The sequence below is a fragment of the Amantichitinum ursilacus genome (assembly GCF_001294205.1).
In the GTDB taxonomy this organism is placed as follows: domain Bacteria; phylum Pseudomonadota; class Gammaproteobacteria; order Burkholderiales; family Chitinibacteraceae; genus Amantichitinum; species Amantichitinum ursilacus.
The window spans coordinates 49,254-62,124 of record NZ_LAQT01000038.1 but is presented as its reverse complement, the minus strand read 5'-3'; the positions used below and the strand labels follow the sequence as shown (position 1 = coordinate 62,124).

The 12,871-nt window shown below is 60.9% G+C and carries 10 protein-coding genes; 4 read left to right on the top strand and 6 right to left on the bottom strand.

Annotation, left to right across the window (positions count from 1 at the left end; genetic code table 11):
* Positions 1-25: 25 nt before the first annotated feature.
* Genes WG78_RS21245 through WG78_RS21235 form a run of 3 tightly spaced genes read right to left on the bottom strand, consistent with a single transcriptional unit; the run spans position 26 to position 3,240 of the window.
* Complete coding sequence (locus WG78_RS21245; RefSeq protein WP_053939854.1) at positions 26-844, bottom strand: transglutaminase family protein; 819 nt, start codon at positions 842-844, stop codon at positions 26-28.
* A 2-nt stretch (positions 845-846) separates the two neighbouring features.
* Entirely contained in the window at positions 847-1,779 is a 933-nt protein-coding gene (locus WG78_RS21240) for an alpha-E domain-containing protein (protein WP_201782516.1), read from the bottom strand.
* A 15-nt stretch (positions 1,780-1,794) separates the two neighbouring features.
* Positions 1,795-3,240 carry a circularly permuted type 2 ATP-grasp protein gene (locus WG78_RS21235; protein WP_236692098.1) on the bottom strand — a complete coding sequence of 482 codons (1,446 nt, stop codon included), beginning with the start codon at positions 3,238-3,240 and terminating at the stop codon, positions 1,795-1,797.
* Between the two features lie 308 nt (positions 3,241-3,548).
* Here WG78_RS21235 and WG78_RS21230 point away from each other — a divergent pair, with 308 nt between their 5' ends.
* Positions 3,549-4,796, top strand: a complete 1,248-nt coding sequence (locus WG78_RS21230; RefSeq protein WP_083459513.1) for a 6-phosphofructokinase — start codon at positions 3,549-3,551, stop codon at positions 4,794-4,796.
* Between the two features lie 1,607 nt (positions 4,797-6,403).
* On the opposite strand, the gene WG78_RS21220 is transcribed toward WG78_RS21230, so the two are convergent.
* Positions 6,404-6,790 carry a hypothetical protein gene (locus tag WG78_RS21220; protein ID WP_053939851.1) on the bottom strand — a complete coding sequence of 129 codons (387 nt, stop codon included), beginning with the start codon at positions 6,788-6,790 and terminating at the stop codon, positions 6,404-6,406.
* 162 nt (positions 6,791-6,952) lie between these two features.
* Here WG78_RS21220 and WG78_RS21215 point away from each other — a divergent pair, with 162 nt between their 5' ends.
* Positions 6,953-8,065 carry a GGDEF domain-containing response regulator gene (locus WG78_RS21215; RefSeq protein ID WP_083459511.1) on the top strand — a complete coding sequence of 371 codons (1,113 nt, stop codon included), beginning with the start codon at positions 6,953-6,955 and terminating at the stop codon, positions 8,063-8,065.
* A gap of 28 nt (positions 8,066-8,093) precedes the next feature.
* Here the strand turns inward: WG78_RS21215 and WG78_RS21210 are convergent, their stop codons facing one another.
* Positions 8,094-8,678, bottom strand: a complete 585-nt coding sequence (locus tag WG78_RS21210) for a PEP-CTERM sorting domain-containing protein (RefSeq protein ID WP_053939849.1) — start codon at positions 8,676-8,678, stop codon at positions 8,094-8,096.
* Between the two features lie 730 nt (positions 8,679-9,408).
* Here WG78_RS21210 and WG78_RS21205 point away from each other — a divergent pair.
* Both WG78_RS21205 and WG78_RS21200 read left to right on the top strand, forming a co-directional pair.
* Positions 9,409-9,921 carry a MarR family winged helix-turn-helix transcriptional regulator gene (locus WG78_RS21205; RefSeq protein ID WP_053939848.1) on the top strand — a complete coding sequence of 171 codons (513 nt, stop codon included), beginning with the start codon at positions 9,409-9,411 and terminating at the stop codon, positions 9,919-9,921.
* Positions 9,918-11,456, top strand: coding sequence for an MFS transporter (locus WG78_RS21200; RefSeq protein ID WP_236692097.1), 1,539 nt, complete (start codon positions 9,918-9,920; stop codon positions 11,454-11,456). The genes WG78_RS21205 and WG78_RS21200 overlap by 4 nt, the downstream gene beginning before the upstream one ends.
* A gap of 12 nt (positions 11,457-11,468) precedes the next feature.
* Here WG78_RS21200 and WG78_RS21195 read toward each other — a convergent pair whose 3' ends face one another.
* On the bottom strand, positions 11,469-12,812 hold the full coding sequence (locus WG78_RS21195) for a nitrilase-related carbon-nitrogen hydrolase (RefSeq protein ID WP_053939847.1): 1,344 nt from the start codon (positions 12,810-12,812) through the stop codon (positions 11,469-11,471).
* Positions 12,813-12,871 lie beyond the last annotated feature (59 nt).

Genomic DNA, 12,871 nt, shown 5'->3' with positions numbered 1-12,871 from the left:
TGCCTGCAGCGCTGTCATCAGTGTGTCATTGCTGGTTTTGTTGTTGCGCCGAATCGCGTTCGATGGCGTGGCGCACGCGCGTGTGGCTTTCCATGATTTCGTCACCCCCGCCCCGGCGCAAACCGCGGATCGGGCAGGCATCCAGATAATCCAGACCGATGGCCAGGCGCACATATCGCTCGTCCGGCGTGCAGCCGTTGCTGGTATCAAAGCCGTGCCACAGCTCATCGGTAAACGCATCCACCCAGGCATGGCTGGCCACGTGATGGTCGTTTTCGGTGTACAGATAGCCGCTGACATACCGCGCAGGAATTTCCAGAAACCGGCACAGCGCCAAAAATACATGGCTATGGTCCTGACACACGCCGCGGCTTAGCCGGAAGGCATCGCGCGCCGAAGTGGTGACATCGGTTTCGCCCGGCGTATACGGCATATGGTCGAGCAGGTCGGCCATCATATCCATCAACCCGTGCCGACCGTGGCGCGCCACCAGCTTGCGATATTTGCCGGCAAAGGCCTTGATCGCCTCGTCGGGCTCGGTCAGGGGCGTGACCTTGCGAAACACCATCGGCGGCAGCGCGTTATGCGGCGGATTGGCCGGCCGCGTTTCGATAATGCCGTGCGCCACGATACGGATTTCGGTGGTGGCTTCTTCCAGCGTCAGCACGTGTTCTCGGTTGCCAAAGGTGTCGATGGTGGACTGGGTGGGGCCGGGCACATCCAGATGCCAGTGCACCACGGCCTGGCCGGGGTCGGCGCGCGGGGTCAGCCGCAACAATTGCACGCTGTAGGCAGGCGGCGTGTCGTAGCGGTACACCGTTTCGTGCTTGATTTCGAGATGCATGCTCAGGCCACCCTTAGGTAAGCGTGGTCGATGGTGCCGCCCAACGCGTTGATCTGCGCCAGACACTGGCTCAGATATTCGTGCAGCCCGCTGGCGATGATTTCTTCGGCCCGCGTGTACTTAAGCGTGTTCAGCAATTTGTGCGCATCGCGTTGCGCCAGCCGGCCGTTGTCGCCTTCAATCTGATCGAGAATCTTGCAGATGGCGTCGAGGCATGCGCACAACGAACGTGGCAAACGCGGCGACAAAATCAGCAATTCGGCTACCGATTCAATCGCCGGGCCTTCGCGATACACCTCCAGGTAGGCTTCATACGCCGATAACGCGCGCAGCAACGCGGCCCAGGCGTAATAATCCTGCGCTTTGTCTTCGATGGTGGCGTCGGTCAGCAAACTGGCTTTTACATCCAGCAAACGCGCGGTGTTGTCGGCGCGTTCGATAAAGGTGCCCAGCCGGATAAAGCTGTAGGCATCGCCACGCAAAATCGTGCCGTAGGCAATGCCGCGAAACACGTGCGAGCGCGCTTTAACCCAATCAAAAAAGTCGGCGACGTTGCCGATGCCATTGGCCTCCAGTTGGCGCGCTTCCAGCCACGTGGCATTGATGTTCTCCCACATCTCGGCGGTGATCTTGCCGCGCACGGCGTGGGCGTTTTCGCGGGCGTGGCGCAGGCAGCAGATAATACTGGCCGGGTTTTCGCGGTCCAGCGCCATAAACTGCAGCAAGGCTTCCGGCGTGATGGCCGGATAGCGCTGATTAAAGCGCTCCAGCGTTTCGGTAATCACCAGCGGCGCTCGCATCTCGGCGCGCGCGCCTTTGGCTTGGGGCAACAGCGCCAGCGACAGACTCACGTCCAGCAGGCGCGCCAGGTTTTCGGCACGTTCCAGATAGCGCGACATCCAGAACAGGTGATCGGCGGTACGGCTTAACATCATGGCAGTGATCTCCGTTCAGGCTTCCAGGATCCAGGCGTCCTTGGTGCCGCCGCCCTGCGACGAATTGACCACCAGCGAACCCTTTTGCAAGGCCACGCGCGCCAGCCCGCCAGGGACGATGCGCACGGTATTGCCGCTGAGCACAAACGGGCGCAAATCCAGATGGCGTGGCGCGATGCCTTCGTCCACAAAGGTGGGGCAGGTGGACAGCGACAGCGTCGGTTGCGCAATGTAATTGGCGGGATTAGCTTTAAGCCGCTCGCGGAATTCCTCGATCTCGGCGCGACTGGCTTTGGGGCCAATCAACATGCCGTAGCCACCCGCGCCGTGCACTTCCTTCACCACCAGTTCATCCAGATGCGTCAGCACATGGCCCAGCTCATCCTGATGCCGGCATTGCCACGTGGGCACATTGCGCAGCAGCGGTTCTTCGTCCAGATAAAACCGGATCATGTCCGGCACATACGGGTAGATCGATTTGTCGTCCGCCACGCCGGTGCCGATGGCATTGGCCAGCACCACGCCCCCCGCGCGGTACGCCGCCAGCAGCCCGGGCACGCCGAGCATTGAATCGGCGCGCAACACCAGCGGGTCCAGAAACACATCGTCCAGCCGCCGATAGATCACATCCACCTGCTTGGGGCCCGCCGTGGTGCGCATATACACGCGCAAATCCTTGACGAACAGATCGCGGCCTTCCACCAGTTCCACGCCCATTTGCTGCGCCAGAAACGCGTGCTCAAAGTAGGCGCTGTTAAAGTGCCCCGGCGTCATGACCACCACGGTGGGATTGTCCTCCAGCGACGATTGCCGCAGCGTGGATAACAGCGCGGACGGGTAATGCTCCACCGGCGCCACGGCATGGCGACCAAACAGTTCGGGGAACAAGCGCATCATCATCTTGCGATTTTCCAGCATGTACGACACGCCGGACGGCACGCGCAGATTGTCTTCCAGCACGTAATACTCGCCATCGGAATGGCGGATGACGTCGATGCCGGCGATATGCGCGTAAATCTGATGCGGCAAATTGATACCGCACATGGCGGCCTGGAATTGCGCGTTAACCAACACCTGCTCGGCCGGAATCTTTTTGGCCTTGAGGATGTTCTGGTCGTGATAGATATCGTGCAGAAACATGTTCAGCGCTTGCGTGCGCTGGCGCAGACCGGCTTCCAGATGCGCCCACTCTTGCGCGGGGATAATGCGCGGGATGGTGTCGAACGGAATCAGCCGTTCGTTGCCGCTTTCATCGCCGTGCACCGAAAACGTAATGCCGACGCGGTGAAACAATAATTCGGCTTCGCGACGCCGCTGCGCCAGCATGGCGGGCGTCTGGGCGTTCAGCCAGTCAAAAAATTCGCGGTAATGCGGGCGTACCGATTGGGCGGCATCGAGCATTTCGTCGTAGCCGGCGGATAGCGGAAGGTCGATCTGATGCATGGGCAGTGCCTCGGTCATGCAGCGATTGATCATGGGCCCAGACGGCGGCCGGTTTTAGTGACCCGTGTAGTCCTGCAATCCTCATGCCAGCGTGCTGGCCGCAGCGATAGCCCTTGTTATAGCGGCTTTGCACGGCGCGCGCCGAAGCATCTGTGCACCACCCTGGACATTGCCCTGGTGCGTCTGCGCTGCCTTGGCGCGCGCCAGGGCATAACGCCCAAACGCCGCCATCAGGGACATCCGCCGTGCGGAAACTCCCGATGCAGGCCTATGCTGCGGCGCGCAAGAATGGCTGATCGTCCAGTCAGTGCCGCAGGAGCTTTATCGTGCCCAGAAATGCGTTGTATGCCCAATCGGGTGGGGTAACGCCGGTGATCAATGCGTCCGCATGGGGGCTGATCTCCGCCGCGCGCCGCCATCCGCAGCAGATCGGCAAACTATACGTGGCCAAAGACGGCATCCTGGGGGCGTTGCGCGAAGAGCTGATCGATCTGGCCAGCGTGCCGGACAGCCAGCTGGTGGCGCTGCGGCATACGCCGGGCGGCGCATTTGGCTCTTGCCGCCACAAGCTCAAGCACGGCAGCGAACTCAAACGTTTGTTCGAACTGTTTGCAGCGTGGGACATCGGCTATTTCTTTTACAACGGCGGTGGCGATTCGGCCGATACCTGCCTGAAGGTGGCCGAATTTGCGCAATACCAGGGCATTGATCTGGTGGCCGTGCACATCCCCAAAACCATCGATAACGATCTGCCGCAAACGGATTGCGCACCCGGATTTGGCTCGGCCGCCAAATATCTGGCCACCACGGTGCGCGAATGCGGGCTGGATCTGGCGTCGATGTCGTCCTCATCTACTAAGGTATTTGTGCTGGAAGTGATGGGCCGCCACACCGGCTGGCTGGCGGCCGCCACTGGCCTGGCCGCGCGCGTGCCGGGCGAAGCGCCGCACGTCATCCTGCTGCCCGAAGTACCGTTTGAACCGGGCGGCTTTTTGCGCGCGGTGCGCGAAGCGATTGCGCAGTACGGCTCGTGCGTGGTGGTGGCGGCGGAAGGCATCCGCGATACCTCGGGCGTGTTATTGGCGCAAACCGGCGGCACCGATCCGTTCGGGCATATGCAACTGGGCGGGGTAGCGCCGCTGCTGGCCAATCTGGTCAAGTCGGAGCTGGGGCATAAGTGCCATTGGGCGGTGGCGGACTATATGCAGCGCTCGGCGCGGCATCTGGTGTCGGGCAATGATCTGGAGCAGGCGATTGCGGTGGGCGAAGCGGCGGTCGACTTCGCCATCGCGGGGCAGCGCAGCATCATGCCCGCCATCGTGCGCGAGGCGGACCAGCCCTATCGCTGGCACGTGGACGCGGTGCCGCTCAAGCGCGTCGCCAACAAGGAACGCGCGGTGCCCGCGACGTATTTAAGCGACGACGGGATGCATCTGTCGACCACCGGGCGCGCGTATTTTGCGCCGCTGATTCTGGGCGAAATGCCACCGCCGTTTGAGCATGGTTTGCCGGATTATCCGCGGTGGCATTTTTCGACCGTGGAGAAGCGGTTGGCGGGATATGAGGTTTTGTAGGGGGTGGTGGTTTTTTGCTTGGCTGGTTTAGAACGCTTAGCCTGCGGGGGCTTGTGTCGGGACGTTCTGCTTTAGGGGACTAATGCTCAACCGATGGGCTTGCGGGACATTTATTGAGGCTCGGTCTGCGCCGAACGAACCTTAACCGCTTAGCCGGCAGGACTTGTTTCGATGGTCGGCTGGTGTCGAATAAACCTTTAACCGCTTGAGCCTGCGGCGCATGTTTTGAAACCGGGGGGCGCCCCGTTGCGCCTCACTTTTCTTTGCTTCGCCAAAGAAAAGTAAGCAAAAGAAAGGCGACCCCACTCGCGAATCCTTCGCTCGCCAGGGGGCCCGGTAGGTCAAAAGCCGAAACAGACCGTCTGTTACTTCCGCGCCTCAGCGGCCGCTCCGCGGACGCGACGCTCAGTCGGAGCCCGATAAACCTGGTCTCCTACCTTCGCGCGCTCAGGAGATGGCGCTGGTTTGCCAGGCTTGCTGCCTCGTTGCTGCGCAACATCGGGTGGGCGTGGTCACTGAGCCGTGACGGTGAACGAGTGGTGCGCCTGCTTAACGCTTTTGGCTTGCTACGCTGCGGTCCCATAGGGTGGGTCAAGACCCACCACCCAAAGTGGCAAGCAAGAACAACCGGGCCAAATCGCCCGCACGCTTGCCTTCCCACGGAGGCGTGCACGAAACGTAGGGTGCGTTACCCCATCGGGGCAACGCACATTTTGGTTATGCCACCCAAGTTGTAAAAGACGCGAAATCGGGATGGCGGCAAGGAATGACGGGCATGGCGTAATCGGGGAAATGTGCGTTGCCCTTCGGGTAACGCACCCTACGCGCTTGCGAGCGGGATTGGATTTGGCTGATGCGGTGAGTCGAGCGTTCTTGCGGGCGGCTTTGGGTGGTGGGTCTTGACCCACCCTATGAGACGTTGGTGGCTTGTTGAGGTGACGGTGACAAATCAGACGGCGGTGGCCGTGCGGGGTGGATGCGTTAAGCGGGCGGTGCGGATGTTCATTGTTACCCGTCGCATCCACGCCCACCCGATGTTGCGCAGCAACGAGGCAGCACGGTGTCCCAACAACGATCATTTCCTGTCGAGGGAGGGGAAGGAGACCCGTTTTTGGGGCTCCGTCCGACCGAAGTTCCGCGGAGCGGCAGCTGAGCCATGTGAGTGCAAGACGGTCCGTTTCGGCTTTTGACCTACCGGGCCCCCTGGCGAGCGAAGGATTCGCGAGTGGGGTCGCCTTTCTTTTGGTTATCTTTTCTTTGGCGAAGCAAAGTTGCACGATAAGTCTTCACTGAAAACCAACGTGCTCCCGGGCACCCCCGGGTATCCAAAATGCGCCACAGGCTCAAGCGGTTAATGTTTGCCCGGCACCAGCCGAACATCAAACCAGGCGCCGCAGGCACAAGCAGTTAAAGCCTCTCCAACCCAAGCCAAACATCCATCCAAATGCCACAGCTTAAGCAAAGCGCTAATAAGCCGACAGAAATAACGCGTGGCGTTCACGAAACAATGGTGAGCAATCACCCCGGCTAAACAACGCGACGGATTGGCGGCGAGGGGGCGGCTCAAACTGCATTGTGCGTGCTCCAAACCCTCACCCCACCGACCCTCACTCCCGCGGCGAAGCCGGCCACGCAAACCGGAACGCCTGCATCACCTCGCGATAGCGCACCTCATCCAGCAACAACCACTCCGGCTCGACATCGACTGCCGAATCGCCACCCGCGGCCCCATCGTTCGTCACCCACACCGACAATCGGGTATATCGCCCCAAAGCGCGCCACAGATCCGCCGCCAGGCGCTCGACATGCCACGCGGCCTGCTCGCCATCGCTATCCACTTCCAGATCCAGCCCCAGCAAATACAAGCCACCCGCGGCCAGGGCGCGACGCTCCACCTGCACCAGGCGCGCGGTGGCCAGCACCGCATGCTGGCAGCGCGCCAGTTCGGTTTCGGCCACAGGGGCCAGGCTGATATGCAGTTGGATCGGGGTCATGACGGCTAGCCTACACCAAACACTTTCGACCCGTCGTCACGCGCTTGTCGGCCCAAGCGCCACGCGGGGCGCGCCGATTGCGGCGCGGCGCGGGCGGGCAAAGGCAAGGCTGTCCAATTGTGCTAGATTAGCTCCACGCCAAAACCCGCAGACTGTCTGGATATGCAAGCGAACGAACTTTCTCCATTACCCCGTGTTCTGGTGGTCGATGACTCACGCATCGTGCGCGCCACCGTCAAAAAGCATTTGTCCGGTGACTACGATGTCATCGAAGAAGCCGATGGCGAGGCAGGCTGGCGTCGTCTGATCGCCGATGCTGACATCAGTTTGCTGATCTCTGATCTGACCATGCCCGAGCTGGATGGCATGGGTCTGCTCAAGCGTGTGCGCAGCGCCGATGACGCTCACGTGCGCAATATTCCGGTGATTATCATTTCGGGCGAAGAAGACGAAGCCACGCGCCAACGATGCGTGGAAAGCGGCGCCACCGACTTCGTTACCAAATCCACCGATCGCGCTGAAATGCTGGCGCGCGTTGCCGCCAATATCGAACTGGGCCGTACCCAGCAAGAACTGGCCAGCGCGCGGCAAGAGCAAGCGCGCACGGCCACGCATGTCACCGAAGGCGTGGGCACCTCGCATCTGCTCAAGCTGCAGGCCGAGCAATCGTTGGCGTTTGCACAACGGCATCGCAGCGAAGTGACGCTTCTGCTGCTCGAAATCGATCATTACCAGAATCTGCAAGACAAGCTGGGCCCGCGCCTGGCCGAGCAGATGCTGCAATTGCTGGGCAAGCAGTTGTCGGCCAAGTTGCGTCGCGAAGACACGCTGGCACATGTAACCGGTCCGCAATTTGCGGTGGTATCCGCCGCGACTTCGCTGACCGAAGCACGCATTCTGGGCGACCGTCTGCGCCAGGCCATCGCCAATGCCCGCGTTAATTTCCGCGGCGAGCAGATTGCCGTAACGGCCAGCATCGCCGTTGCCAATTCCTGGCATGACGAAGCTGCGGATGCCGATGCCTTGTTTGGCGCGGCCAACCGTCGCTTGTATGCCGAGCCGGGTGAAAACCGTTTACTGGTGCCCGAAGCCAGCGGCACGCGCGCCCCGACGCCGTTGGTGGCCGAAGCGCTGGTGATGTTGCATCGCGGCATGCTGGACGAGCTGCGGCCACATTTGCCCGCGCTGATGTCCAGCCTGTTTCCGCTGCTGGAACAAGCCAATCAGGAACTTGGCCTGGGCTGGGATCTGAACAAGATCCCGCCCACGCCCTAAACCCGCGCCAGACCAGTCAGCTATCCCTTCAAACAGACAGCCGCGGCTGTCTGTTTTTGTATTTGCCGCGCGCAATCAGCCCGATCATGCCCATGCCCAGCAGCGCCCAGGTCTCGGGTTCCGGCACCGGGTTGACGTTGACCAGCGACAGCTGATCGTAGCCCGGCGCATTGCCGCCCGAGAACGTCAGCAGCGTGCGGTCGCTGGTGGCTTGCGCCACAAAGCTGAACATCTTCAGGCCATGCACCACGTTGGTTTCGGCATACAGCGGCGCATCGCCAAACAGCGCGATAAAGTGGTTTTGCGTGCCTGCGCCAAAGCCATTGGTGGCTTCCAGCCCGAAGCTGATCGAATACAACGAGCCCGGCACCGTGTTGATCCATTGCTGAATGGTGTCGTCCACGTTATGCAGCGCGCCAAAGGTGGCGTGCTCGCGCTCAAAGCTGAACACCGAGCCATCATGGCTGGGGATCAGATTCCAGCCTTCGCCGTAGCTGTTGGTGTCCGGATTGTAATGATCAAAATTGCCGTTATGGACCAGGTTGGCATGGCTGAATGCGCTGGCACACAACAGGGACAGGCCCATCGTCAAGGTACGCAATGAGGTATTCATTTCGAAAGCACTCCAGGTCGAGCAGGTTGCGACGGAATCGTCCGCATGACCGTGACCACATGGATTCGATCTTACTTTTGCGTCGCAATAGCGTATGTAGGTTGTGTAATGATTGGTCAGGTTTTTGACATTTTACCAACACTGACCACCCAAATAGTCAGTACAACCAGGACCACTCCTGGTACGCCAGACAAGCGGCAAAGCCGCGTAAAGACTAGCGTTGCTAAAAGCCGGTTAAACGGCGTGGAAGAAATTTACACCTGACAACGCTGTAAAGATTTGTAGGAAATACGCCGCACCGCTTTAGGTGGTCTGGCCGCTTTCGCCGCTGCACTGAGTGGCTTTGCCACCGCCTGGAAACGTTACCGACGCGTTGCCAAGGCCTCAGTCACAGAAAAAAACAGCCGTGTATCTGCCCCGTATCGAACAAAATCCCCCGAAGGATGATCTACGCGATAGCTTGAAACAGCACCGGTTGTAATCAGTTGCGGCAACAAACGCGGCATAGTGCGCAAATTGCTCACAAATCAGCGGCTTGGGTAGAGTGGTCGGCAACAGGAAATCGGGTGCTGTAAGTCAACGCGCGCGCGTGGGCATGATCGTGACCACGCGGCCCCACGGGCTGTAAGGCGCGTGTAGCAGCAAGCAATCAGACCGGCGTTATATCGCCCGGCAAAACAAATATGTTACATTTGTAACAGTTACCATTGAAATTAACGGAGCTCTATTCATGGTTATCGATTACCAAGAGCGCATCCGGCGCTTTTGCGCGCTGAATCCGCACGCCCCGCAGACTGAAATCCTGTTGTCGCGCACGCTGTTTCGCGCTGCGTCTTTATTGCAACAGCGCATCAACGAAGCGCTGGCTCCCTGCGATATGAATCTGGCGCAATATCTGGCGATGACCATGCTTCTGGTCGACGATGGCGCCCCCAGCAACCCTTCCGACGTGAGTTTGTTGCTGGATATGACCCGTACTCAGGTCACCCGGCTGATGGACGGTCTGGAACAGCAGGGCTGGATCAGCCGCGAAATGGACCACGATGACCGTCGGCGCATGAAACTGGCCCTCACCGAAACCGGCCGCGCCCAGCTTAAACGCGCCGCGCCGTTGGTCCATGAAATGTATCGCCAGGCCTGGCAGCCGTTTGAAGGCGACGATCAGCATCAGATCGCTGCGCATCTGGGCCAGTTTTACGAAGGCCTGCAACCGCCCAAGGCAAGTAGGGCTGTGGCTGAGTGAAACGTCTTGCCCCGTATTACGCCGTTAAAGACCGACGCTGGCTGATGGCCCTGCTGGCGCTGACCACCGGCGTCGAGTTCTTTGAAAACAGCATGTTTGTATTCAGCAGCAGCCACATCCAGGGCGGGGTGGATGCCGGGCCGCAAGAATTTGTTCTGGCAGTTGCCGCCTACGCCTGCGCCAGCATGCTGGTGATCATGAAACAAGCCTGGCTGGCGCACCGCCTGGGCTATCGCAACTTTCTGGGCCTGGCGTTGGGCTTGTTTGCGCTGGGTGCATTGGCCTGCGGCTTTTGCCAGACGCCGCAACAGCTGATTGTCTGCCGCGCGATGCAAGGCATGGGCGGCGGCGCGTTGTTTACCAGCGCGCGCATTCTGATCAACCTGATGTTTGGCGTTAAAGACCGCGCCCAGGCGATCCGTTTTTTTATGATCGGCATCTTCGGCGCATCGGCGATTGCGCCCGCGCTGGCGGGCCATATGATCGAAAGCATGGGCTGGCAGTGGGTGTTCTGGTGCGTGGTGCCGCCCGCCACTTTGGCCGCGCTGGGGTGCTGGCTCTGGCTGCCAGCGGTCGTGCAGCGACAACAGCATGGCGGCGCGCTCACACCCATTCCGCTGGTGTTGTTTGGCATTGGCGTGATTTGTTTGCAACTGGCCTTGTCCGAGGCGCGTTTCGATTTCTTTGCTTATCGCGCACATATCGTGGCGTGGCTGGCGCTGGGGTTGGGTTTGCTGGGCTATTTTGTCTGGCACCAATACCGCCATCCGTCTCCCGTACTGGTGTTGCGCGGCCTGGCTAACCCGGTTTATCTCACCGGCTTGTGCCTTTATTTCCTGCATTATTTTCTGTCCAACTTCAGCAATTATTTGTTTCCGATTTACGCCGAGCGCGCACACGGCGTGCCGCTGGCCACTACCGGCATGCTCAGCTCGTTTGCCTCGGTGATCAGCTTGCTGGTGATCGGCGCCTATCTGGCGTGGGGCAAATACGTCACCCAGAAAAAATGGTTTATGTTGCTGGGCGTGTTGGCCTTGGCCATCAGTTGCAGCGCGTTTTCGCTGATGCCGGCCGATATTCCGCTGCCCGCGTATGTGTTGCCGTTGGTGGCCAAGGGGGTGTTCGGGGTGCTGCTGGTGATTCCGGTGGCGGGGCTGACGTTTCGCGAACTGAAGACCGAGCATTTTGCGCACGGCTACCGCAACAAGAATCTGCTGCGGCAATGGGCGGGCTCGCTGGCGCAAGCGGTGGCGGCGATCATGATGCAGAACCGCCAGGCCAGCGTGTACGACAGTTATATCGGCCAGCTCAACCCGTTCAACGCGCGCTTTACCGAAACCGTTAACGCCCTGCAGGGCGCGTTTCAGCAGGGCGGCATGGCTGCCGACAGCGCCAGCCGCGCGGCGCTGGCCCAGGTGTCCGGGCTGCTGGATCGGCAGGTGTTGCTGGTGGCCTGCAATGATCTGTATCGCACGCTCACCGTACTGGCCTTGTTTAGCGCGGTGGTGATCTTTGTGCAGCGGCGTTTGCGCTAAGCCGCGCCGCCCTCAGCCGTGGATAAAGCGTTGCGCCAATGGCCAGCGCACATCGATGCCTTCGGCGCTATCGCTGACGCGCGGGCCTGGCGCGCTAACGCGGCGATCCCGCGCGCTGCGTTGATAGTTGCTTAACACGCGCTCGATATCGGCGGGGGAATGGCCCGCGGCGATCAGTTCGGCGTGGCCAAGCCGGTCGCGCAGATAGCGTTCCAGCAGTTGGTCGTCCGCGGCGGTGGAGGGCGTCGTCGCCAGCACATCGACCAGCATCGCCCCCAGATCGCCGCCTTGCACCGCGCGCCATTGCGCCAGTTGCTGCAAATGGCTGGCGGTCACATCGCGCCACGGCGCAAAGTCGCCGCCGCGCCGATCGGGCGACAAGGGCCGCGCCAACGCGCTTTTATCCAGATCGCACAACCACAGTTGATCTTGCGCCGCGGCGCTGTCAGCCACATACACGCGATGCTCGCCCAGCGCATCGGCGGCCAGTGCCAGCAACAGCACATCGTTGAGCCCGTCACACGAGGGCACCACCACGCCACGCGTGCCCGCAGCGTCGCGCAATGCCAGCATCAGCGCCTGCCACAGCAGGGCGGCCGTTTCCAGCGGCGGCGAGCAATGCACCGGCTGCAAATGGCCATCAACCCAGTCGATATACGCCAGCGCGGGTTTAAAGGCGGGCAGTTGCAACAGCGTTTCGCCTTGCGGGCTGAGCGCGCCCGATTGGCCTTCGAATAACAGCGCGTCGGCGCTGCCGACGGCGTTAACGTAAACAGCGGCGAGATCGTTTTCTTCCAGGCGTTGGCACAGCAATTTCTGCCGTTGCGCGGCCGCGCCACTATGGAAGGGCGTGGCGCTGAGTACCAGCAACAGTTGCGCGCCTTCGTCGCAGGCTGCGGCCACCGGGTCGGTTTCGTCCAGATCATGGCTGATGGCCAGGCCCAGCTGCACGCCGTTTTGCTCGAATACCAGCGGCTGCATGCCGGGGCTGAAATAGCGCAGTTCGTCCACCGGGCCGCCGCCGGCCAGCACCAGCTTTTCATAACGCCCCAGCACATTGCCGTCGCGGATAATGCTGGCGCAGTTGAACACCTCATCGCCCACTTTGCGGGGATGGCCCACGACCAGCGTGATGTCGTCCACTTCGTCGATCAGACGGCCGATGGCTTTGCCGCACGCGCTGAGAAAATCGGGCCGCAGCAGCAGGTCTTGCGCCTGGCCGCTGAGCGCTAGTTCTGGCGTAACCAGCACATCGGCGCCGGCAACGCGCGCCTGGGTGGCGGCATCCAGAATCTGCTGCAGATTGCCGCTGATATCACCCACCACGGGTTGTAACTGAGCAAGCGCAATACGCATAAAGTCTACCGGCGGTCTGGGTTAAACGGAGGCCGACATTGTACGCGCGCGCGCCTGCG

Bases quoted from the DNA above. Each gene is read 5' to 3' on its own strand.
- WG78_RS21245 (WP_053939854.1), bottom strand. From the start codon at position 844: ATGCATCTCGAAATCAAGCACGAAACGGTGTACCGCTACGACACGCCG.
- WG78_RS21240 (WP_201782516.1), bottom strand. From the start codon at position 1,779: ATGATGTTAAGCCGTACCGCCGATCACCTGTTCTGGATGTCGCGCTAT.
- WG78_RS21235 (WP_236692098.1), bottom strand. From the start codon at position 3,240: ATGACCGAGGCACTGCCCATGCATCAGATCGACCTTCCGCTATCCGCC.
- WG78_RS21220 (WP_053939851.1), bottom strand. From the start codon at position 6,790: ATGACCCCGATCCAACTGCATATCAGCCTGGCCCCTGTGGCCGAAACC.
- WG78_RS21215 (WP_083459511.1), top strand. From the start codon at position 6,953: ATGCAAGCGAACGAACTTTCTCCATTACCCCGTGTTCTGGTGGTCGAT.
- WG78_RS21210 (WP_053939849.1), bottom strand. From the start codon at position 8,678: ATGAATACCTCATTGCGTACCTTGACGATGGGCCTGTCCCTGTTGTGT.
- WG78_RS21205 (WP_053939848.1), top strand. From the start codon at position 9,409: ATGGTTATCGATTACCAAGAGCGCATCCGGCGCTTTTGCGCGCTGAAT.
- WG78_RS21195 (WP_053939847.1), bottom strand. From the start codon at position 12,812: ATGCGTATTGCGCTTGCTCAGTTACAACCCGTGGTGGGTGATATCAGC.